General features: G+C 59.1%; 17 protein-coding genes, 1 pseudogene and 1 riboswitch. Of the genes and pseudogenes, 6 read left to right on the top strand and 12 right to left on the bottom strand.

Annotated features, from left to right (window positions below):
• Positions 1-9: 9 nt before the first annotated feature.
• The gene (gene cobO / locus ACA064_RS07055) at positions 10-621 is read right to left on the bottom strand and encodes a cob(I)yrinic acid a,c-diamide adenosyltransferase (RefSeq protein WP_150640285.1); all 612 of its coding nucleotides are present in this window, start codon (positions 619-621) and stop codon (positions 10-12) included.
• Positions 622-702: 81 nt separating this feature from the next.
• Positions 703-937, bottom strand: a riboswitch (cobalamin riboswitch).
• A gap of 154 nt (positions 938-1,091) precedes the next feature.
• On the opposite strand from cobO, the gene ACA064_RS07050 reads away from it, so the two are divergent.
• Entirely contained in the window at positions 1,092-2,405 is a 1,314-nt protein-coding gene (locus ACA064_RS07050; protein WP_497672733.1) for a PQQ-dependent sugar dehydrogenase, read from the top strand.
• A gap of 69 nt (positions 2,406-2,474) precedes the next feature.
• Here the strand turns inward: ACA064_RS07050 and ACA064_RS07045 are convergent, their stop codons facing one another.
• The 6 genes and pseudogenes from ACA064_RS07045 to ACA064_RS07020 form a co-directional block, all read right to left on the bottom strand.
• A complete protein-coding gene (locus ACA064_RS07045; protein WP_497672732.1) occupies positions 2,475-3,137 on the bottom strand; it encodes a class I SAM-dependent methyltransferase in 663 nt (220 codons plus the stop codon).
• Between the two features lie 23 nt (positions 3,138-3,160).
• Positions 3,161-3,694 (bottom strand): C40 family peptidase, encoded by a 534-nt coding sequence (locus ACA064_RS07040; RefSeq protein ID WP_497672731.1) that lies wholly within the window; start codon positions 3,692-3,694, stop codon positions 3,161-3,163.
• Positions 3,695-3,860: 166 nt separating this feature from the next.
• A complete protein-coding gene (locus ACA064_RS07035; RefSeq protein WP_497672730.1) occupies positions 3,861-4,481 on the bottom strand; it encodes a C40 family peptidase in 621 nt (206 codons plus the stop codon).
• Positions 4,482-4,704: 223 nt separating this feature from the next.
• Positions 4,705-5,409: a DnaA regulatory inactivator Hda gene (gene hda, locus ACA064_RS07030; protein WP_497672729.1), complete on the bottom strand. Its 705-nt coding sequence runs from the start codon at positions 5,407-5,409 to the stop codon at positions 4,705-4,707.
• Between the two features lie 237 nt (positions 5,410-5,646).
• Positions 5,647-6,708: pseudogene (locus ACA064_RS07025) on the bottom strand (AI-2E family transporter); the annotation flags it as partial.
• A gap of 35 nt (positions 6,709-6,743) precedes the next feature.
• Entirely contained in the window at positions 6,744-7,796 is a 1,053-nt protein-coding gene (locus ACA064_RS07020) for a DUF2066 domain-containing protein (protein ID WP_497672728.1), read from the bottom strand.
• A 385-nt stretch (positions 7,797-8,181) separates the two neighbouring features.
• On the opposite strand from ACA064_RS07020, the gene purM reads away from it, so the two are divergent.
• From purM to ACA064_RS06995, 5 genes are all read left to right on the top strand, one after another.
• Entirely contained in the window at positions 8,182-9,240 is a 1,059-nt protein-coding gene (purM, locus tag ACA064_RS07015) for a phosphoribosylformylglycinamidine cyclo-ligase (protein ID WP_497672727.1), read from the top strand.
• 23 nt (positions 9,241-9,263) lie between these two features.
• Positions 9,264-9,914 (top strand): phosphoribosylglycinamide formyltransferase, encoded by a 651-nt coding sequence (gene purN, locus ACA064_RS07010; protein WP_497672726.1) that lies wholly within the window; start codon positions 9,264-9,266, stop codon positions 9,912-9,914.
• 8 nt (positions 9,915-9,922) lie between these two features.
• Positions 9,923-10,636: a DUF3108 domain-containing protein gene (locus ACA064_RS07005; protein ID WP_497672725.1), complete on the top strand. Its 714-nt coding sequence runs from the start codon at positions 9,923-9,925 to the stop codon at positions 10,634-10,636.
• A 379-nt stretch (positions 10,637-11,015) separates the two neighbouring features.
• Positions 11,016-12,038: a hypothetical protein gene (locus tag ACA064_RS07000; protein ID WP_497672724.1), complete on the top strand. Its 1,023-nt coding sequence runs from the start codon at positions 11,016-11,018 to the stop codon at positions 12,036-12,038.
• The gene (locus tag ACA064_RS06995; protein WP_497672723.1) at positions 12,022-12,327 is read left to right on the top strand and encodes a hypothetical protein; all 306 of its coding nucleotides are present in this window, start codon (positions 12,022-12,024) and stop codon (positions 12,325-12,327) included. The genes ACA064_RS07000 and ACA064_RS06995 overlap by 17 nt, the downstream gene beginning before the upstream one ends.
• A 92-nt stretch (positions 12,328-12,419) precedes the next feature.
• Here ACA064_RS06995 and ACA064_RS06990 read toward each other — a convergent pair whose 3' ends face one another.
• From ACA064_RS06990 to cysM, 5 genes are all read right to left on the bottom strand, one after another.
• Positions 12,420-12,959: a DUF2058 domain-containing protein gene (locus tag ACA064_RS06990; RefSeq protein WP_497672722.1), complete on the bottom strand. Its 540-nt coding sequence runs from the start codon at positions 12,957-12,959 to the stop codon at positions 12,420-12,422.
• A gap of 24 nt (positions 12,960-12,983) precedes the next feature.
• Complete coding sequence (gene mazG / locus ACA064_RS06985; protein WP_497672721.1) at positions 12,984-13,817, bottom strand: nucleoside triphosphate pyrophosphohydrolase; 834 nt, start codon at positions 13,815-13,817, stop codon at positions 12,984-12,986.
• Between the two features lie 120 nt (positions 13,818-13,937).
• Positions 13,938-16,181, bottom strand: a complete 2,244-nt coding sequence (relA, locus tag ACA064_RS06980) for a GTP diphosphokinase (protein ID WP_497672720.1) — start codon at positions 16,179-16,181, stop codon at positions 13,938-13,940.
• Between the two features lie 121 nt (positions 16,182-16,302).
• Positions 16,303-17,655 (bottom strand): 23S rRNA (uracil(1939)-C(5))-methyltransferase RlmD, encoded by a 1,353-nt coding sequence (gene rlmD, locus ACA064_RS06975; protein ID WP_497672719.1) that lies wholly within the window; start codon positions 17,653-17,655, stop codon positions 16,303-16,305.
• Positions 17,655-18,557: a cysteine synthase CysM gene (gene cysM, locus ACA064_RS06970; protein WP_497672718.1), complete on the bottom strand. Its 903-nt coding sequence runs from the start codon at positions 18,555-18,557 to the stop codon at positions 17,655-17,657. The genes rlmD and cysM overlap by 1 nt, the downstream gene beginning before the upstream one ends.
• Positions 18,558-18,719: the final 162 nt, after the last annotated feature.

Below are 18,719 nucleotides of genomic sequence, written 5' to 3'. Positions count from 1 at the left end.
CTTGAATACTCACAGCTCGATGCCTTTTTGCGCTTTGATCCCGGCCTGGAACGCATGTTTGAGCACGCCCATTTCGGTGACCGTGTCGGCCAGGTCGATCATTTCGGGTTTGGCGCCGCGACCCGTGACCAGTACATGCTGCATCGGCGGGCGAGCCTGCAAGTCGCTGAGCACCTGGTCCAGGTCCAGATAACCGTGCTTGAGGGCAATATTCAGCTCATCGAGCACCACCAGGCCAATGGCCGGATCACGCAACAATTCACGGGAGACGGCCCAGGCCGCTTCGGCCGCGGCGATGTCACGCTGGCGGTCCTGGGTTTCCCAGGTGAAGCCTTCGCCCATGACGTGAAAGCGTACTTGCTCGGGGAATCGTCGAAAGAACAGCTCCTCACCGGTGCTGTTGCGACCCTTGATGAACTGCACCACGCCGCATTGCATGCCGTGGCCCATGGCCCGGGCGAGCATGCCGAAGGCGGAGCTGCTCTTGCCTTTGCCGTTGCCGGTCAGGACCAGCAGCAATCCGCACTCGTTCGGCGAGTTGGCGATACGTTCGTCGATTACCGCTTTTTTGCGCAGCATGCGTGCCAGATGGCGTTCGTCACGATCGGGGGAATCAGTCATGGAGCAGCTCTCCGTTGGAAATGGATAACGGGGGGCAGGAATAAAAATAGACGGCATTAAGCCTGGCATCGCCCACCGTGATGCCGTTGGATGGATCAGGCCGGTCTCCGGGCTCATGAGTGGGTGTAATCCCCGACTGCGCGCCTTCCCGGGTCGACTCGCGACACAGTGGCACCAAGCACAGTCTTGACTCATTTACCGTTGCGGGGGCAGCGCCGGGATCGCTGCCCGCTCTGTACCAGAACGCGCACTCACCGGCTTCCCTGTTTCACTCTGTCGACCGGGGTCACAGAGCACCTGAAACAAGTCGCGAAGGTTAGAGGGTTGGGGGTGGAGCGTCAATTAAACCCGGGCAACTATCACCCTGGCATTGCCGTACTGTTCAAAAAGCGGCACGCGGCTGACAGGTTGAACCAACCGGCAGTTACGCGTCTCTATGAATACATCAGTGCATTCATAGGGAGATCAGCATGCTCAAGGCCCAACTTGCCCTTGTCATCGTGCTCACTGGCGGGCTTGCAGCCTGTAGTGAAACCGCCACCCTGCAGGTTTCCGATGGCACCGGGCCGTCGCCGAAGCTGCCGGAACCGAACAAAACCCTGATCCCCACGATGAACATCGCCCCGGCCATCGGCTGGCCTGAAGGTGCCAGACCGACCGCCGCGGGTGGCACTCAGGTAGCGGCGTTTGCCGAAGGGCTTGATCATCCGCGCTGGCTTTACGTATTGCCCAACGGTGATGTGCTGGTGGCCGAAACCAACTCGCCGCCCAAGCCCGACGATGGCAAAGGCATTTTGGGCTGGGTCATGGGCAAGGTCATGGGCCGCGCCGGTGCCACCGTCCCGAGCCCGAACCGGATCACCCTGCTGCGGGACAAGGACCATGATGGCATCGCCGAAACCCGCACAGTATTCCTCGAGAACCTCAACTCGCCGTTCGGCATGACCCTGGTGGGCAATGATCTGTACGTGGCGGACACCGACCGCCTGGTGCGCTTCCCTTACCAAAGCGGGCAAACCTCGATCACTGCGCAGCCAACCAAGGTGGTCGACCTGCCCGGCGGCACCCTGAATCACCACTGGACCAAGAACGTGATTGCCAGCAACGATGGCAGCAAGCTCTACGTTACCGTCGGTTCCAACAGCAACGTCGGTGAGAACGGTCTGGAGCAGGAACAAGGTCGCGCAGCGATCTGGGAAGTCGACCGCGCCACCGGTCAGCATCGGATTTTCGCCTCAGGCCTGCGCAACCCCAACGGCCTGGCCTGGGAACCACAGAGCGGGCAACTCTGGACCGCCGTCAACGAACGCGACGAAATCGGCAGCGACCTGGTGCCGGACTACATTACTTCGGTCAAGGACGGCGCCTTCTATGGCTGGCCCTTCAGTTACTACGGCCAGCACGTCGACGTACGCGTCACTCCGCAAGATCCGGCACTGGTGGCCAAAGCCATCGCTCCGGACTACGCCGTCGGCCCGCACACCGCATCATTGGGCCTGACCTTCGCCGAAGGCAGCAAGCTGCCAGCGCCGTTCACCCAAGGCGCATTCATCGGCCAGCACGGCTCCTGGAACCGCAAGCCCCATAGCGGCTACAAAGTAATCTTCGTGCCGTTCAGCGCCGGCAAACCCAGCGGCCAACCGATTGACGTGCTGACCGGCTTCCTCACTGCAGACGAGAAAGCCATGGGCCGACCAGTGGGGGTGGTGATTGATCGGCAAGGAGGATTGCTGGTGGCGGATGATGTGGGGAACAAGATCTGGCGGGTGTCGGCGGCCCCGTAGGAGCTGCCGAAGGCTGCGATCTTTATCGATCTCCTCTACGCCAAAGAAGCGTGGTGGTGCGATCCATGCCTACCGCTTACGGCACAGCGTCAAACCATCGCCCAGCGGCAGCAAAGACAAATCTACCCGCGGGTCATCCTTCAAGGCGCGGTTCAGGGCCTGGATGGCTCGGGTGTCTTCACTCTCGGGATTGACCTCGAGCACTCGCCCGCTCCACAGCGTGTTATCGAAAATCGCCAGCCCGCCGCTTCGCAGCAGACGCAAGGCGCTTTCCAGATAGGCCGGATAGTTGGCCTTGTCGGCATCGATGAAGATCAGATCGAAACTTGCGCCCTGCCTTTGCTGCTCGAGCTGCTCCAGGGTTTCCAGCGCCGGCGCCAGGCGCAAGTCAATCCGTTGTGCCAGGCCCGCCTCCTGCCAGTACCGGCGAGCGGTGGCGTTGTAATCACCGGGGATATCGCAGCAGATCAGACTGCCGTCATCCGGCAAGGCGGCGGCCATGCACAAGGCGCTGTAACCGGTGAAGGTGCCGACTTCCAGCAAGCGCCGGGCGCCGGTCAATTTGACCAACAAGGCGAGAAACTGGCCCTGCTCGGGCGCCACCTGCCAGCGGGCCATGGGCAGTGCCTGGGTTTCATCACGCAAACGGCGCAACAGTGGCGTTTCGCGCAGGGAAACATCCAGCAGGTAGCTGTAGAGGGAGTCGTCGAGATTGAGGGTGCGAGCGGTCATGACAACCTCTGCAAAGGTGCGACCTAAGGGTTACGCGCCAGACGCTCCGGCTGCAACACCCGCTTGGCGCTGAGATAGGCTTTCTGCCAATAGGCTTTGGACAGGGTATCGAGCTTCACCGTTCCGCCGGTGGCAGGCGCATGAACAAATCGGCCTTCGCCGACATAAATCCCGGCATGACTGACTTGCGAGCCGCCATTGGTGGCGAAAAATATCAGGTCGCCGGTCTGCAGTGCATTCTGGTCGACATCCTGCGCACGCATACCGATCATTTCGCGAGTCGTACGCGGCAGAGTGATGCCAGCGGCGTCACGATAAACGTAACCGATCAGACCACTGCAATCGAAACCCGAATCCGGCGTATTGCCGCCCCAGCGATAAGGTGTACCGACCAGGCCCAACGCTTGGAACAGCACATCTTCAGCCACTGGCGAGAATGCTTGGGAGGGGGCGAAAACAGGTGCCCGGATCACCGGCGCAGGTGGCGGAGTACGGCTGGCGCAAGCACTGAGCAGTGCCGCGAAAACGAGAAGCGCAAGGCGGGCCGACGTCGACATGTGCAGAACAATCCTGATCTGGATGCGGCTTTCTCTGCCGTGAGGCTGAAAAGAAAACCGCCTACGCAGAACGTAGGCGGTTTGCCATCAACCATAGATTCAGGATTCTAGCGGCTACGCGGCAAACTTCAAGTAAGACTTTAAGTTCGCCTTACTAAAAGTACGCTTACTTGTGAGCGGTCATTATAGTCGGCGCCATGGCGAGGGCTCGCTTGGCTTCGATGAAGGTCTTGCTCCAGTAGCTATCGCCCAGTTTGTCGACTCGAACACCACCGCTACGGCGGCTGCTGGAGTGGATGAACTGGTCATCACCCAGGTAGATCCCGGCGTGGCTGACGCGGCCACGGCCATTGGTGCTGAAGAACAGCAGATCACCGGGCTTGAGGTTGTTGCGAGCGACCAGCGGAGCGTCCACGTTGATCATTTCGCGAGTGGAACGCGGCAAGTTCATGCCCGCCTCTTCACGAAACAGATAACCGATGAAGCCACTGCAATCGAAGCCTGCCTCGGAGGTGCCGCCGAAACGATAACGGGTACCGATCAGGGACATGCCACGTTCGAGGATGCTATCGGCCAGGACCGGTAGCTGATAAGGCTTGTTATCGTCGAATACGGCCAGTTCTTTTTCAGTCGCCAGATCTTCCAGGTAAACAGTGGAGGACTGTGCAGTAACAGAGTTTTTAACCTGTTGTTGTGGCTCTTGCAGGGGCACTGGAGAGTGCGCAGCGCAACCAAACAACAGGGTAACGAGTGCGAGAGGCACGAGGGGTGCGAAGCGCTTTAGCATGGGCACAACCGTGGCTGATAGTTTTGAAGAGCCGCGACTATGCCTTCTATCATGCTCATTTGCAAATTCAATCGAGGGGAATGTGACTTTTCTGTTTGTCGTTTGCATCTAAGGCCTTAAGCCCCATATAGACGCTTGCGCACCCTGGACCCAGCCTCGGAGCAGGTTTTCTGGCGCCTGAAAAGCGCCAAAAAATGCTGCAAAGCGCGGTTTACCGGGCCATTTACCAGCCGAGGGTTTCTTTCAGGAAGGGAATGGTCAACTTGCGTTGCGCCTGCAACGAAGCCTGATCGAGACGCTCCAGCAGTTCGAACAAGGCGCTCATGCTGCGGGTACCGCGAGTCAGGATAAAGTGTCCGACCTCATCGGTCAGGTGCAGACCGCGACGTGAAGCACGCAGTTGCAGGGCACGCAGTTTGTCTTCATCGGAGAGCGGACGCATCTGGAAAATCAGCGCCAGGGTCAGGCGTGATTTCAAATCCGCCAACTTCACCGGCAGCTCCCGTGGCGAAGTCGAAGCGGCAATCAGCAAACGCCGACCGCTGTCGCGCAAACGATTGAACAGATGGAACAGCGCTTCTTCCCAGTCCGCCCGCCCCGCCACCGCCTGCAGATCATCCAGGCAGACCAGTTCGTATTGCTCGAGGTTGTCGAGAATTTCAATACCGCGATACAGCAGTTCAGCCAATGGCAGGTACACCGCCGGTTCGCCCATCTGCTCGAACCGCAGGCAAGCGGCTTGCAGCAAATGCGTACGCCCGACGCCGTCCTTGCCCCAGAGGTAGATCAGGCTTTCGGTCCAGCCGGCGTCGGCTTCGCAAAGCCGCTCGACATAGCCGAGTGCAGCGGCATTGGCGCCTGGGTAGTAGTTGATAAAGGTGGCGTCATCACGCAGACGCACACCTAGGGGCAGCTGAATCGGTTTCATGCTGACTGAACAGTTCCAAAGGAACCGTTAGTGGCCTCTGTGTAAAGTGTGCAAAGTTTATACCCGTGACGCCGGGCGCACAATGCAGCAGACCATAAGCAAAATCAAAGGTTTGCGTTAACCCGGAGGAATCGGTGGGGTTTGTTTGACGGTGCTTGTGACAGTCCCGGGGACGCCCAAGGCTAGTTCTGCATTGCCCCGGGCGGCCTTTGGCAGCACATCAGAAGGCCTTATTGAGTCTTCCGCTCCGCTGTACATACCCGAATCCTTGTACAAATCGTGCACATGACGCACCAGCACCATGATTACCGCGGCCACCGGCAAGGCCAGCAGGATCCCGGTAAAGCCAAACAGCTCACCGCCCGCCAGAATGGCGAAGATCACCGCCACCGGGTGCAGACCGATCCGGTCCCCCACCAGCAACGGGGTCAGGACCATGCCTTCCAGCGCCTGACCGACCATGAACACCGCGACGATGCCGATCAAGGGATACAGGTCGCCGCCAAACTGGAACAGGCCAGCCAGCAGGGCCGCGCCGATGCCAATGACGAAGCCCATGTACGGCACGATCGCCGCCAGGCCGGCAATCATCCCGATCAACAGCCCCAGTTCAAGCCCGACCAGCATCAAGCCGGCAGAATAGATCACGCCCAGGGCGACCATCACCAGCAACTGGCCACGGACAAAGGCCCCGAGCACCTCATGGCACTCGCCGGCCAATATCACCGCGCGCTCTTCACGATCGCGAGGCAGCAGGCCGCGGATCTTCGCCATCATCAGGTCCCAGTCCCGCAGCAGGTAGAAACTGACCACCGGGATCAATACCAGGTTGGCCAGCAAAGCGATCAAGGCCAGACCGGAAGCGGTCGCCTGGCTCAGCACTATGCCGACAATGTCGGTGGTCTGGCCCATATGCTCGGTGATGGCCGCCTTGATCTTGTCGAACTTCCAGAAACCATCGGCAAGCCCCAGCTTCGATTGCGCCCACGGCATGGCCGTGTGCTGCAACCAGTCGAGCATTTGCGGCAACAGTTCATACAAGCGCAACAGTTGCTTGGCCAGCATCGGCACCAGCACCAGCAACAGTGTCATGACGATCACGCTGAACAGCGCGAACACCGCCACCACGCCCCAGGCTCGCGAGAGACCGAGCGCCTCCAGGCGATCCACCAGCGGGTCGAACAGATAGGCCAACAGCAGCGCCACCAGGAACGGTGTGAGGATCGGATGCAACAGGTACACAAAGGCGAACAGCAGGATCACCCCACCCAACCACACCCAACGACGCGTATCAGCCATGAACCGCTCCAGCTTCTATATAAGGAAAGAACAACTTACCAACGGAAATGCAATTGCGCGGTCGGTGTCGGCGCAACAACCGGCGCCGCGCCGTCGACCGCTGGCTGAGCAGGCACCGGCGGCGTCACCGGCCCGGCAGGAACCTCTTGCAGCTTCGCCAGCCCCAACTGCGCGCGCAATTGTTCGGCGCTGCCAGTGACCCGATAGATAATCCGGTCGCCCTCGACGCGCAGCAGTTTCGCGCGAAATGGCTCAAGCAGTTGCCCGAGTGCCGCGTACCGCTCCAGGGTCATGCCCTGCACTTCCAGCAGCTGCTCGGTGGAGGCTCCGGCCTTGGCGACGAAGCGGGGCGCCAGTTTTTGACTGACAGCCAGCAGCACCGCATCGGCGAGAGCCGCGGTGTCGGCGCCCTGCACAGTGCCCTGTTCGCGCTGATCACCCAGCCACAGACGCCATTTGGCTTGCCACTGCCCGCCCTCTTCCTCATGGGCATGCACCGCCAGCAAGGCGTCGGCGGCGTAGCGTTGCGAAGCCGCGCGCAGCGGGGCAGGGTCGGTTCCTTCAAGATTCGGCGCAGTGGCGACAATCTGTTCATTCAAATCAGCCAACGGCAGACGCAACGGCAAGCCGCGGTGCTGGGCTGCACGACGCAACGGCGCGGCGCTGGCCTGGCCATCGCCGACCAGGCTCGAACCCTCAGCGGAATCATTGAGCCACCAACTCAGAATCGACGGGCGATTGCTGCCCCACAACGCCAACCCGGCCTGGCGCAAGGCGCGATCAGTGCTGGCCGGATCGAAATCCACCTGCAGGCTTTCCGGTGGCCCGGCGTCATAGCCGTAACGGCTGATGATCTGCTGCGGATCCTGGCGAATAGCCGCCAGCCCCGGGTTTTGCGCGGCCTTGGCATCGCCGGTCAGCCGCAGCACCAAGGTGTCCAGAGCGCGTTGCGTGGCTTGATCGCGCTCTTGCGGGGTCTGATTGCTGACCGGCTCGCGCACTCGATACAAACCATTGAGGGTTTCGGCATGACTCGCCAGGCTGAAAAAAGACAAACAGCCCACAACTAGATATTTACACAGACGCATGGAGTATTCCTGACGGCAAAAAGCGGCTGGAACAGGCCGCATGAACAGAATCGGGCAAGGCTGTGACCACAACGCCTGGCAAAACATTCACGGGACCTCGGTAAGTTTTCGAACAATCATAACCATAGCTGGTTAACGTCTATACCTTATACAGCCACGAAAGAGGCGACCATCATGTGTAATAACGGCTTTTTTTAACGTGATATGTCCCTGCCCGTCGGCCCGAGGATGGCCGCTGCCCCTCAAGCCTGATAAAATCGCGCGCCTTCGCAGACCGGCAACAGTCGGGCACCCGGAAATTCGCGTCGGCAAATGCCCTCGCCTGTTTCAGTGGGTCCCACTGGACTCGGTCGTTACCCCTGAATCCCCCCTAAAGGCCTGGATCATGAGCAAGCAACCCTCCCTGAGCTACAAGGACGCCGGTGTAGACATCGACGCCGGTGAAGCATTGGTCGAACGCATCAAGAGCGTCGCCAAGCGCACTGCGCGCCCGGAAGTCATGGGCGGCCTGGGCGGTTTCGGCGCCCTCTGCGAAATCCCGGCCGGCTACAAGCAACCGGTTCTGGTCTCCGGCACCGACGGCGTCGGCACCAAGCTGCGTCTGGCGCTGAACCTGAACAAGCACGACAGCATCGGCATCGACCTGGTTGCCATGTGCGTCAACGATCTGGTGGTCTGTGGCGCAGAGCCGCTGTTCTTCCTCGACTACTACGCCACCGGCAAACTGAATGTCGAGACCGCGACCCAGGTCGTGACCGGCATCGGTGCAGGCTGCGAACTGTCCGGCTGCTCCCTGGTCGGCGGCGAAACTGCTGAAATGCCTGGCATGTACGAAGGCGAAGACTACGATCTGGCCGGTTTTTGTGTCGGCGTCGTGGAAAAATCCGAAATCATCGACGGTTCGAAAGTCGCCGCCGGCGATGCCCTGCTCGCGCTGCCTTCTTCCGGTCCGCACTCCAACGGTTACTCGCTGATCCGCAAGATCATCGAAGTGTCCGGTGCCGACATCGAGAACATCCAGCTCGACGGCAAGCCGCTGACCGACCTGCTGATGGCCCCGACCCGTATCTACGTGAAGCCGCTGCTCAAGCTGATCAAGGACACCGGCGCAGTCAAGGCCATGGCCCACATCACCGGTGGCGGTCTGCTCGACAATATCCCGCGGGTGCTGCCAAAAGGCGCTCAGGCCGTGGTTGACGTCGCCAGCTGGCAGCGCCCGGCTGTGTTCGATTGGCTGCAAGAGAAAGGCAACGTTGAAGAAGTGGAAATGCACCGCGTGCTGAACTGCGGCGTGGGCATGGTCATCTGCGTGGCTCAGGAGCACGTTGAAATTGCCCTGAACGTTCTGCGTGAAGCCGGCGAGCAGCCATGGGTCATCGGCCAGATCGCGACTGCCGCCGAAGGCGCAGCCCAGGTCGAGCTGAAAAACCTCAAGGCGCATTGATGCAAGAGCGGATGCAAGAACGGATGCAAGCAACCTGTAATGTAGTGGTGCTGCTGTCCGGCACCGGCAGCAACTTGCAGGCGCTGATCGACGCCAGCCAGGCCGGGGACAACCCGGCTCGCATCCGCGCGGTGATCTCCAACCGCGCCGATGCCTATGGCCTGCAACGCGCCCGAGATGCGGGTATCGAAACCCGCACCCTCGATCACAAGGCTTTCGAAGGTCGCGAGGCCTTCGATGCCGCCTTGATCGAACTGATCGACGCCTTCGAACCCAAGCTGGTGGTTCTGGCCGGATTCATGCGCATTCTCAGCGCTGATTTCGTGCGTCACTACCAGGGTCGCCTGCTCAATATCCATCCTTCGCTGTTACCCAAATACAAAGGGTTACACACTCATCAGCGAGCGCTGGAGGCCGCAGACACCGAGCACGGCTGCAGCGTGCACTTCGTGACTGAGGAACTCGATGGTGGACCACTGGTCGTACAGGCAGTGATCCCGGTAGAGTTAGACGACTCGCCGCAAAGTCTGGCGCAGCGAGTCCATGTCCAGGAACACCGGATTTACCCGATGGCCGTACGCTGGTTTGCCGAAGGCCGGTTAGCGCTTGGCGAACAGGGTGCTTTACTGGATGGTGAGTTACTGGCGGCCAGCGGCCACTTGATTCTAAACTAGGAGATTTTATGCGTCGCGCCCTGCTCTTCGCTTGCGCTCTGTTTGCTCTGCCCGTTGTGCAGGCAGCAGAACTTCAACCTTTCTCCGCCAGCTATACCGCCGACTGGAAGCAACTTCCTATGAGCGGCACGGCAGAACGCAGCCTGAAAAAAAATGCCGACGGCTCATGGACCATGAGTTTCAAGGCATCCATGATGATCGCCAGCTTGACCGAAGAAAGTACGCTGACGCTGGACAAGGACACCCTGCTGCCGCAGTCGTATCACTTCGAGCGCGGCGGCCTGGGTAAAGCCAAGAAGGCCGACCTGGATTTCGACTGGTCGACCAAAATGGTCACTGGCACCGATCGCGGCGACCCCGTTAAATTGCCTTTGAATCGCGGCATGGTCGACAAATCCACCTATCAGCTTGCCTTGCAGCATGACGTAGCCGCTGGCAAGAAAAGCATGAGCTACCAGGTGGTTGATGGCGGCGATGTCGATACTTACGACTTCCGTGTGCTGGGCTCCGAAAAAGTCGACACCAAGGCCGGCCAGATCGAGGCGATCAAGGTCGAACGCGTACGCGACCCGACTCAAAGCAAACGCATCACCGTGATGTGGTTCGCCAAGGACTGGGATTACCTGCTGGTGCGCCTGCAACAGGTCGAGACCGACGGCAAGGAGTACAACATCATGCTCCTGAACGGCGACGTCAACGGCAAGACTGTCAAAGGCAGCTGATCCGCACTGAAAAAAAGCCTCGCGATTGCGGGGCTTTTTTTTGTCTGTTGATCGTTCCCACGCAGAGTGAACAATCGATCAGCCCTCCCCTCATCATCGCTTGCCTAATCGTCAACAATCCGAAAAAAGACACTCCCCTCAAAAAACACGGCAACGTACTACAGCCCCAACGGGGTCGATCACAGCAAAATACCCCCATTCCAACTGCCTCAAGCACGGCCAAAGAGCGAGCAAAAGAGGAGAAGCACTTAGTTTATCGCCAGCGGGGAAAGAGACACACAGGCTGCCCACGCGTGCCCCCAGGCTTCGAATTAAAGAAGAAATAACCAAGAACGACCTGAACACCAAGGACAAAATGTAAGGGACCACAAATACAACCATGAACAAATTAGTCAAATACAGTCAGCTAAAAAGCTGGGAAAAACATAAAGTCGAATCTCCATTTTTTGCAGTTTGGGTAATTCAGGATGCACTGCAAAGGACAGGATTTGATCGCCTTTGGGGAATTTCGGAGTTCGCTGCTGAATACAAAATCGGGTACACCCTCTGTCGCCGAGAAATACAGCGAATTCTTGAGTCTCAACGTTGGTATGTGGTCCTGGATAGACCGTTCAGCCCCTTATTCCCAAAGGCGCTCTCAACGGAAAGCACACATCAAGGAGTCATCTTTGGTGGCGCTAGAACGACTCCGCCAGACTCAGGACAACCGTACACCCCGCCGCCGGCTCCTCTCACCATCGGACGTTTGCTACCTAAAGAAGGTTTAACCGTCTATTTGGGGGGCGCAGGCATGGAGGGGGATTACATATCAAGCCAAATAGAAAAACTGGTATCCGTCGGCATTGATGGAGCCATTGCTGGAAAACTAACCGAAGGCATTTTTGTCGACGCAGCGGCGGTGATGAAATACCGCTACCCTGCCCGCTCAATCTCTGGCTTTACAGCCACAGGTCCATTCAAAATCAGCACGGACTGGAGCCTTCAGGCGGTTGGCATCAGCCGACCTCTGCCGAAAAACGGCCAGTTCAACTTGATTGGGTATTCATGGGGATCTCTTGTTGCTGCACAGACCGCCCTTTTCTATGCTGAAAAAGGAGAGATTATTGACAACCTGGTGCTCATCGGATCTCCGATATCGCAAGATTTTCTAAGTGAACTGAAAGGAACCAGAGGAATAAAGCGTGTACTTGTCATCGATTTGACCAACAAAGATGACAGGATTTTTGCCGGAATGTCCGATGCAGAATTAATCGCGAGCCTGCCCAGCTTGAGCGAACAAATGATGGAGTCGCAGCTATCAGGCTCCGGCCAAGGGCATTTCTTCTATGGAGTCGCAGGCGAACAGGGGGAGCTTCGGCGACGTCAATTGGCCGAGAGGTTAAAGATTGAAGGACTCAAGTAGAAACTGGCAGATCTCGGTCATTTTATGTACCGCCTGCGTCCTCGTTTTCCCCTTCAATGTGGCTGAGCTCTATATCTATCTCAAATTAGGCGTCTTTGAGCCCTATACCTACATCATGGCTATCCCTCCAGGCGGCGCGTCTTTTTTGCTAGTCCAGACAGCCGTCGCCATTGCGCTCTATCGCAGAGCGTGGATCAGGATGCATTCGATATTTTTGTTCCTGTGGTTGATCAATATCAGCATCTTCGGCTTGCTGATCTGGAGCACCGCTCCTGACCAAGCGCTGTAAGAAAAGTATCTGCACGTTGGGATTGCCTTTCCCACGAGAGCTGCAACACGACAAACCCCGCCTTTTGAGCGGGGTGTGTCACTTCTAACTCATCACCACATCAAATCATCCGGGATCTGATAAGCCGCGTACGGATCATCTTCATCCGGCGCCTCGGTGACAATATTGAGCTGCACAATGCGTTGCGGATCGCGCTCCTGGATCTTCAGCGCGGCCTCACGGGGGATCACTTCGTAGCCGCCACCATGATGAACGATGGCCAGCGAACCGTTGCTGAGCTTGTTGCGCATCAGCGTATTCACCGACAGGCGCTTGACCTTTTTGTCGTCGACGAAGTTGTAGTAGTCCTCGGTGGTCAGCTTCGGCAGGCGCGTGGCTTCGATCAATTGCTTGATCTGCGCGGCACGGGCTTTGTGCTCGACCTTTTCCTGTTGCTGACGATTGAGCTCCTGGTCGCGCTTGACCTTTTCGGCCAGGGCTTCCTGGGCCAGTCGCTGCTGGGTATCGTCCTGTTCAATCTGGCCCTTGTGGACCAGGCGCTGTTGTTTCTGTTTTTCTTTGCCGACCTGTTTGGCCTGCTTTTGGTTGACCAGCCCTGCTTTGAGCAACTGGTCGCGAAGGGAAAGGCTCATGTACTTACTCACTTAGGCAACGGCTCAGCCGCAGCTGGGCAAATTCTTTTCCTGGCGTTTGGCTTCGCCCCACAAGGCGTCCAACTCTTCTAGGGTGCAATCTTCTATGGGACGGTGGGTGTCGCGCAATGCCTGTTCGATAAATCGGAAGCGTCGCTCGAATTTGCTGTTGGCACTGCGCAAAGCAGTTTCCGGATCGACCTTGAGGTGCCGGGCCAGATTGACCACGGAAAACAGCAGATCACCGACCTCATCGGCGATAGCCGCCGAGTCGTTATCGGCCATGGCTTCGAGCACTTCATCGAGTTCTTCGCGGACCTTGTCCAGCACCGGCAAGGCGTCCGGCCAGTCGAAACCGACCTGCCCTGCGCGCTTCTGCAACTTCGCCGAACGGGACAGCGCCGGCAACGCCGCAGGTACATCGTCGAGCAAGGACAGCTGTTGCGGCGCCGCGGATTTCTCGGCCCGTTCTTCAGCCTTGATTTCCTCCCAGCGCTGTTTGACCTGTTCTTCATCCAGACGGGGGATATCCAGCGACGCATGCAGATCGCCGGTCGGGAACACATGAGGATGACGCCGAATCAATTTGCGGGTGATGCTATCGACCACGCCGTCGAATTCGAAGCGCCCTTCTTCCCGGGCCAGCTGGCTGTAATAAACCACCTGAAACAGCAAATCGCCCAGTTCGCCCTGCAGGTGATCGAAGTCACCGCGCTCGATGGCGTCAGCGACCTCGTAGGCCTCCTCCAGGGTATGGGGGACGATGGTTTGGTAAGTCTGTTTGAGATCCCACGGACAACCGTACTGCGGATCCCGCAGACAGCTCATCAGGTGCAACAAGTCTTCAAGGCTATACATCAATCACTCTCGTTGAAACGCGCCCCGTAGGAGCTGCCGCAGGCTGCAATCTTTTCTGGAGCGCCGCAAAAGCCAGATCAAAAGATCGCAGCCTGCGGCAGCTCCTACAGGGATCGCATTTCAAGGCGTTCTGTTGCGCCGGGTTTCAATGATGTTCGGCAATTGGGAAATACGCCCCAACAACCGCCCCAACGCATCCAGCCCCGGAATCTCGATGGTCAACGACATCAACGCGGTGTTGTCTTCCTTGTTCGAGCGGGTGTTGACCGCCAGTACATTGATCCGCTCGTTGAGCAGCACTTGCGAGACGTCACGCAGCAAACCGGATCGGTCGTAGGCGCGGATGATGATGTCGACCGGATAGGTCAGCACCGGCACCGGGCCCCAACTGACCTGGATAATCCGCTCCGGCTCACGGCCGCCCAACTGCAATACTGACGCGCAGTCCTGACGGTGGATGCTGACCCCTCGGCCCTGGGTGATGTAACCGACGATCGCATCCCCCGGCAGCGGCTGGCAGCAGCCGGCCATCTGGGTCATCAGGTTGCCGACGCCCTGGATCTGGATATCGCCGCGTTTACCGGGCTTGTAACCGGTGGCCTTGCGCGGAATCAGTTCCAGCTGTTCGTTGCCGCGTTCCGGCTCGACCAGTTGTTGCGCCAGGTTGACCAGTTGCGCCAGACGCAAATCACCGGCACCAAGGGCGGCGTACATGTCCTCGGCAGTCTTCATGTTGGCCTTATCGGCCAGCTTGTCGAAGTCCACCGCTGGCAGACCGAGGCGGCTGAGTTCGCGTTCGAGCAAGGTTTTACCGGCCGCGACGTTCTGATCGCGCGCCTGTAATTTGAACCAGTGAACAATCTTTGCCCGGGCCCGCGAGGTGGTGATGTAACCCAGGTTCGGGTTCAGCCAGTCGCGACTCGGCGTGCCGTGCTTACTGGTGATGATCTCGACCTGCTCACCGGTTTGCAGGCTGTAGTTGAGCGGAACGATGCGCCCGTTGATCTTGGCGCCGCGGCAGTTGTGACCGATTTCGGTGTGCACGCGGTAAGCGAAGTCCAGCGGTGTCGCGCCTTTGGGCAAGTCGATGGCGTGGCCGTCCGGGGTGAAGATGTAGACCCGGTCCGGTTCGATATCGACCCGCAGCTGTTCGGCAAGACCACCGATATCCCCCAGTTCTTCATGCCACTCGAGTACCTGACGCAGCCAGGAGATTTTCTCTTCGTAGTGATTGGAACCAGCTTTGACGTCGGTGCCCTTGTAGCGCCAGTGGGCGCAAACGCCCAGCTCGGCCTCTTCGTGCATCGCATGGGTGCGGATCTGTACTTCCAGCACCTTGCCTTCAGGACCGATGACCGCCGTATGCAATGAGCGGTAGCCGTTTTCTTTAGGGTTGGCGATGTAGTCGTCGAATTCTTTCGGGATGTGCCGCCACAAGGTATGGACGATGCCCAGCGCGGTGTAGCAGTCGCGCATTTCCGGCACCAGCACCCGCACCGCGCGCACGTCGTAGATCTGGCTGAATTCCAGACCCTTGCGCTGCATTTTGCGCCAGATCGAATAGATGTGTTTGGCCCGGCCGCTGATGTCGGCATCGACGCCAGTGGCCTGCAACTCGCTCTGCAATTGGTTCATCACATCGGTGATGAACCGCTCGCGATCAAGGCGACGTTCGTGCAGCAACTTGGCAATCTGCTTGTACTGATCGGGCTCCAGGTAACGGAAGGACAAGTCCTCCAGCTCCCACTTGATATGCCCGATCCCGAGACGGTGAGCCAAGGGCGCGTAGATGTCGAAGACTTCCCGCGCGACCCGGTTGCGCTTTTCGTCATCGGCGGTTTTCACCGCACGAATCGCACAGGTACGCTCGGCCAGTTTGATCAACGCGACACGCACGTCATCGACCATCGCCACCAACATCTTGCGCAGGTTTTCCACCTGACCCTGGCTGCCCAGTACCAACGACTGGCGCGGGCTCAGACTGGCGCTGATCGCCGCCATGCGCAGCACGCCGTCGATCAGCTTGGCCACCACCGGACCGAAACGCTGGCTGACCACCGATAGCTGGATCTGACCTTCACGGACTCCGCGGTACAGCACCGCGGCCACCAGCGAATCCTGATCGAGCTTGAGGTCGGCGAGAATTTCCGCGATCTCAAGACCCGTACGAAAACTCGACATGCCCTCGGCCCAGAGATTCTTCGCCGCATTGTCTTGCTGCTCGGCCTCGCGAGCGAACTCGCAGGCTTCTTTCAAGGCTTCGCGGTCCAGCGCCAGATCGACACTGACCGCATGATCGAGCCATGCCTCGAGATTGATACTGCCGTCGGTGTTGATCGGCTGGTGTGCTCTCACCTGTACCATCTTGCTTACCTTCCCTACGACGCACATTCAATGCGTCAAAATCGCTGACCTTTGTTGCCGATGTTCCCTCGCTGGGCTGGCGAGGGTCATGCATCAGCGGGCCAGTCGGACCAGAACCATCCTAGTTCGCTTCAAATAACGCCATGGCCTCGACATGTGCCGTCTGAGGAAACATATCGAGGATCCCGGCACGTTTTAACCGGTAGCCCTGCCTGATCAATTCAGCTGTGTCGCGCGCCAGGGTTGCCGGGTTGCACGACACATAAACCAACCGTTTGGCACCCAGGGTTGCGAGCTTGCGCACCACCTCGAAAGCACCGTCACGGGGTGGGTCCAAGAGTACCGCAGAAAAGCCCTCCCCGGCCCATTCGGCATCGGCCAAAGGCTGGGATAAATCGGCCTGAAAAAACTTCGCGTTATGCAGATTATTGCTGGCCGCATTTTCGGTGGCGCGTTCGACCATGGTCGCCACGCCTTCCACCGCTACTACTTCCTTGACCGAACGTGCCAGCGGCAGCGCGAAGTTGCCCAGCCCGCAGAACAAATCAAGCACCCGATCCTCAGCCTTCGGTGCCAACCACTCCAGTGCCTGGGCGACCATCGCTTCATTGACTCCGGCGTTGACCTGGATGAAATCTCCCGGCCGATAGGCCAGATGCAAATCCCACGTCTCCAGACGATAGCCCAGTTGCTGATCCGGCTCGACCGGTTGCGGCCCGTCTTCGCCATGCAGCCACAATTGGGCCTCGTGGAAAGCGCAGAATTCCTTGAGTATGGTCAAGTCAGCTACTGACAGCGGCGCCATGTGCCGCAGCAAAACTGCGCTGGATGACCCCCTGAACAATTCGACATGCCCCAATGCCTGGGGCTTGCTCAGACGTCGCAGCATTTCCGGCAAGCGCTTGATGATTGGCTGCAAGGGCTCTACCAGCACCGGACAATCATTGATGCCGACGATGTCCTGGCTGCCTGCCGCACGGAAACCCACCTCGAGTTTTTTCGCCTTGGCATCCCAGCGTACTGCCACCCGGGCGCGACGCCGGTAACCGAACTCGGGCCCGCTCAAAGGCGCGGCCCACTCTTCGGGCTCGACATGGGCAACCCGCGACAACTGCTCGGCGAGCATGCGCTGTTTCAGCGCAAGCTGTTCGGCATGGGGCAGATGCTGCACGCTGCAACCGCCACAGCGCCCGGCATGGGCGCAAGGTGCCGGACGGCGCAGCTCACTGGCCAGCAACACCCGTTCGGTGCGTGCCTCGACGACTTTAGCGTGAGCACCCAGGACCCGCGCTTCGACCTCTTCACCAGCCAGGGCGCCGGAGACGAACCAGGTACGCCCTTCAAGGAAGGCAATGCCACGGCCATCGTTGGCCAGTCGTTCGATGGTCAAGCGCTGTTTTTTACCGATGGGCACTTGCGGGGCCCGGCTGCCGCCAGTCGGTTGGAAGCGCAGGCCTCTCTCTTGCTTGGCCATCAGTTGGGCGCGTCGAAAATGCCGGTCGACAGGTAACGGTCGCCACGGTCACAGATGATCGCGACCATTACCGCGTTTTCGACTTCCCGGGACAGACGCAGCATCGCTGCCACCGCGCCACCGGAGGACACGCCACAGAAAATACCCTCTTCGCGGGCCAGACGACGGGTCACGTCCTCGGCTTCGCTTTGGGCCATGTCGACGATCCGGTCGACCCGATCGGCCTGATAGATCTTCGGCAGGTATTCCTGCGGCCAGCGGCGGATGCCGGGAATGGCCGAGCCCTCCATCGGTTGCAGGCCGACGATCTGCACCTGCGGGTTCTGCTCCTTCAGGTAGCGCGAAACGCCCATGATGGTGCCGGTGGTGCCCATGGAGCTGATGAAATGGGTGATGCTGCCTTCGGTCTGGCGCCAGATTTCCGGGCCGGTGCCGGTGTAGTGCGCCTCGGGGTTGTCACCGTTGGCGAACTGGTCGAGCACCTTGCCGCGGCCTTGGGCCTGCATTGTTTCCGCGAGGTCGCGCGCACCTTCCATGCCTTCTTCCTGGGTGACCAGAATCAGCTCGGCGCCATAGGCGGTCATCGCCGCCTTGCGCTCGGCGCTGGAGTTGCCGGGCATGATCAGGATCATCTTGTAGCCCTTGATCGCCGCGGCCATCGCCAGGGCGATCCCGGTGTTACCCGAGGTCGCTTCGATCAGCGTGTCGCCGGGATGAATCTGCCCGCGCAATTCGGCACGGGTGATCATCGACAGCGCCGGCCGGTCCTTGACCGAACCCGCCGGGTTATTACCCTCGAGCTTGAGCAGCAGGGTGTTGCTGGTGTCGCCGGGCAGGCGCTGTAAACGGACCAGCGGAGTGTTGCCGACGCAATCGGCGATGGTTGGGTACTGCAAGGTCATGGCGTATTCGCAATCCAGACTGCCGGGGCGACTATCATACCGACAAACGACTGGAGTCCATATCACGCAAAGTGCGGTGCTTATGGCTTATAGGTATAAGCAGGTAAATTGTAGGGTGAAGCAAGATCAAAAGATCGCAGCCTGCGGCAGCTCCTACGCGCG

Source organism: Pseudomonas sp. LBUM1658 (genome assembly GCF_059716055.1).
The sequence above is the reverse complement of the archived record's forward strand: the minus strand, read 5'-3'. Positions and strand labels throughout refer to the sequence as shown.

Excerpts from the sequence above, each read along its gene's own strand:
- cobO (WP_150640285.1), bottom strand. The coding sequence starts at position 621 with ATGACTGATTCCCCCGATCGTGACGAACGCCATCTGGCACGCATGCTG.
- ACA064_RS07050 (WP_497672733.1), top strand. The coding sequence starts at position 1,092 with ATGCTCAAGGCCCAACTTGCCCTTGTCATCGTGCTCACTGGCGGGCTT.
- ACA064_RS07045 (WP_497672732.1), bottom strand. The coding sequence starts at position 3,137 with ATGACCGCTCGCACCCTCAATCTCGACGACTCCCTCTACAGCTACCTG.
- ACA064_RS07040 (WP_497672731.1), bottom strand. The coding sequence starts at position 3,694 with ATGTCGACGTCGGCCCGCCTTGCGCTTCTCGTTTTCGCGGCACTGCTC.
- ACA064_RS07035 (WP_497672730.1), bottom strand. The coding sequence starts at position 4,481 with ATGCTAAAGCGCTTCGCACCCCTCGTGCCTCTCGCACTCGTTACCCTG.
- hda (WP_497672729.1), bottom strand. The coding sequence starts at position 5,409 with ATGAAACCGATTCAGCTGCCCCTAGGTGTGCGTCTGCGTGATGACGCC.
- ACA064_RS07020 (WP_497672728.1), bottom strand. The coding sequence starts at position 7,796 with ATGCGTCTGTGTAAATATCTAGTTGTGGGCTGTTTGTCTTTTTTCAGC.
- purM (WP_497672727.1), top strand. The coding sequence starts at position 8,182 with ATGAGCAAGCAACCCTCCCTGAGCTACAAGGACGCCGGTGTAGACATC.
- purN (WP_497672726.1), top strand. The coding sequence starts at position 9,264 with ATGCAAGCAACCTGTAATGTAGTGGTGCTGCTGTCCGGCACCGGCAGC.
- ACA064_RS07005 (WP_497672725.1), top strand. The coding sequence starts at position 9,923 with ATGCGTCGCGCCCTGCTCTTCGCTTGCGCTCTGTTTGCTCTGCCCGTT.
- ACA064_RS07000 (WP_497672724.1), top strand. The coding sequence starts at position 11,016 with ATGAACAAATTAGTCAAATACAGTCAGCTAAAAAGCTGGGAAAAACAT.
- ACA064_RS06990 (WP_497672722.1), bottom strand. The coding sequence starts at position 12,959 with ATGAGCCTTTCCCTTCGCGACCAGTTGCTCAAAGCAGGGCTGGTCAAC.
- mazG (WP_497672721.1), bottom strand. The coding sequence starts at position 13,817 with ATGTATAGCCTTGAAGACTTGTTGCACCTGATGAGCTGTCTGCGGGAT.
- relA (WP_497672720.1), bottom strand. The coding sequence starts at position 16,181 with ATGGTACAGGTGAGAGCACACCAGCCGATCAACACCGACGGCAGTATC.
- rlmD (WP_497672719.1), bottom strand. The coding sequence starts at position 17,655 with ATGGCCAAGCAAGAGAGAGGCCTGCGCTTCCAACCGACTGGCGGCAGC.
- cysM (WP_497672718.1), bottom strand. The coding sequence starts at position 18,557 with ATGACCTTGCAGTACCCAACCATCGCCGATTGCGTCGGCAACACTCCG.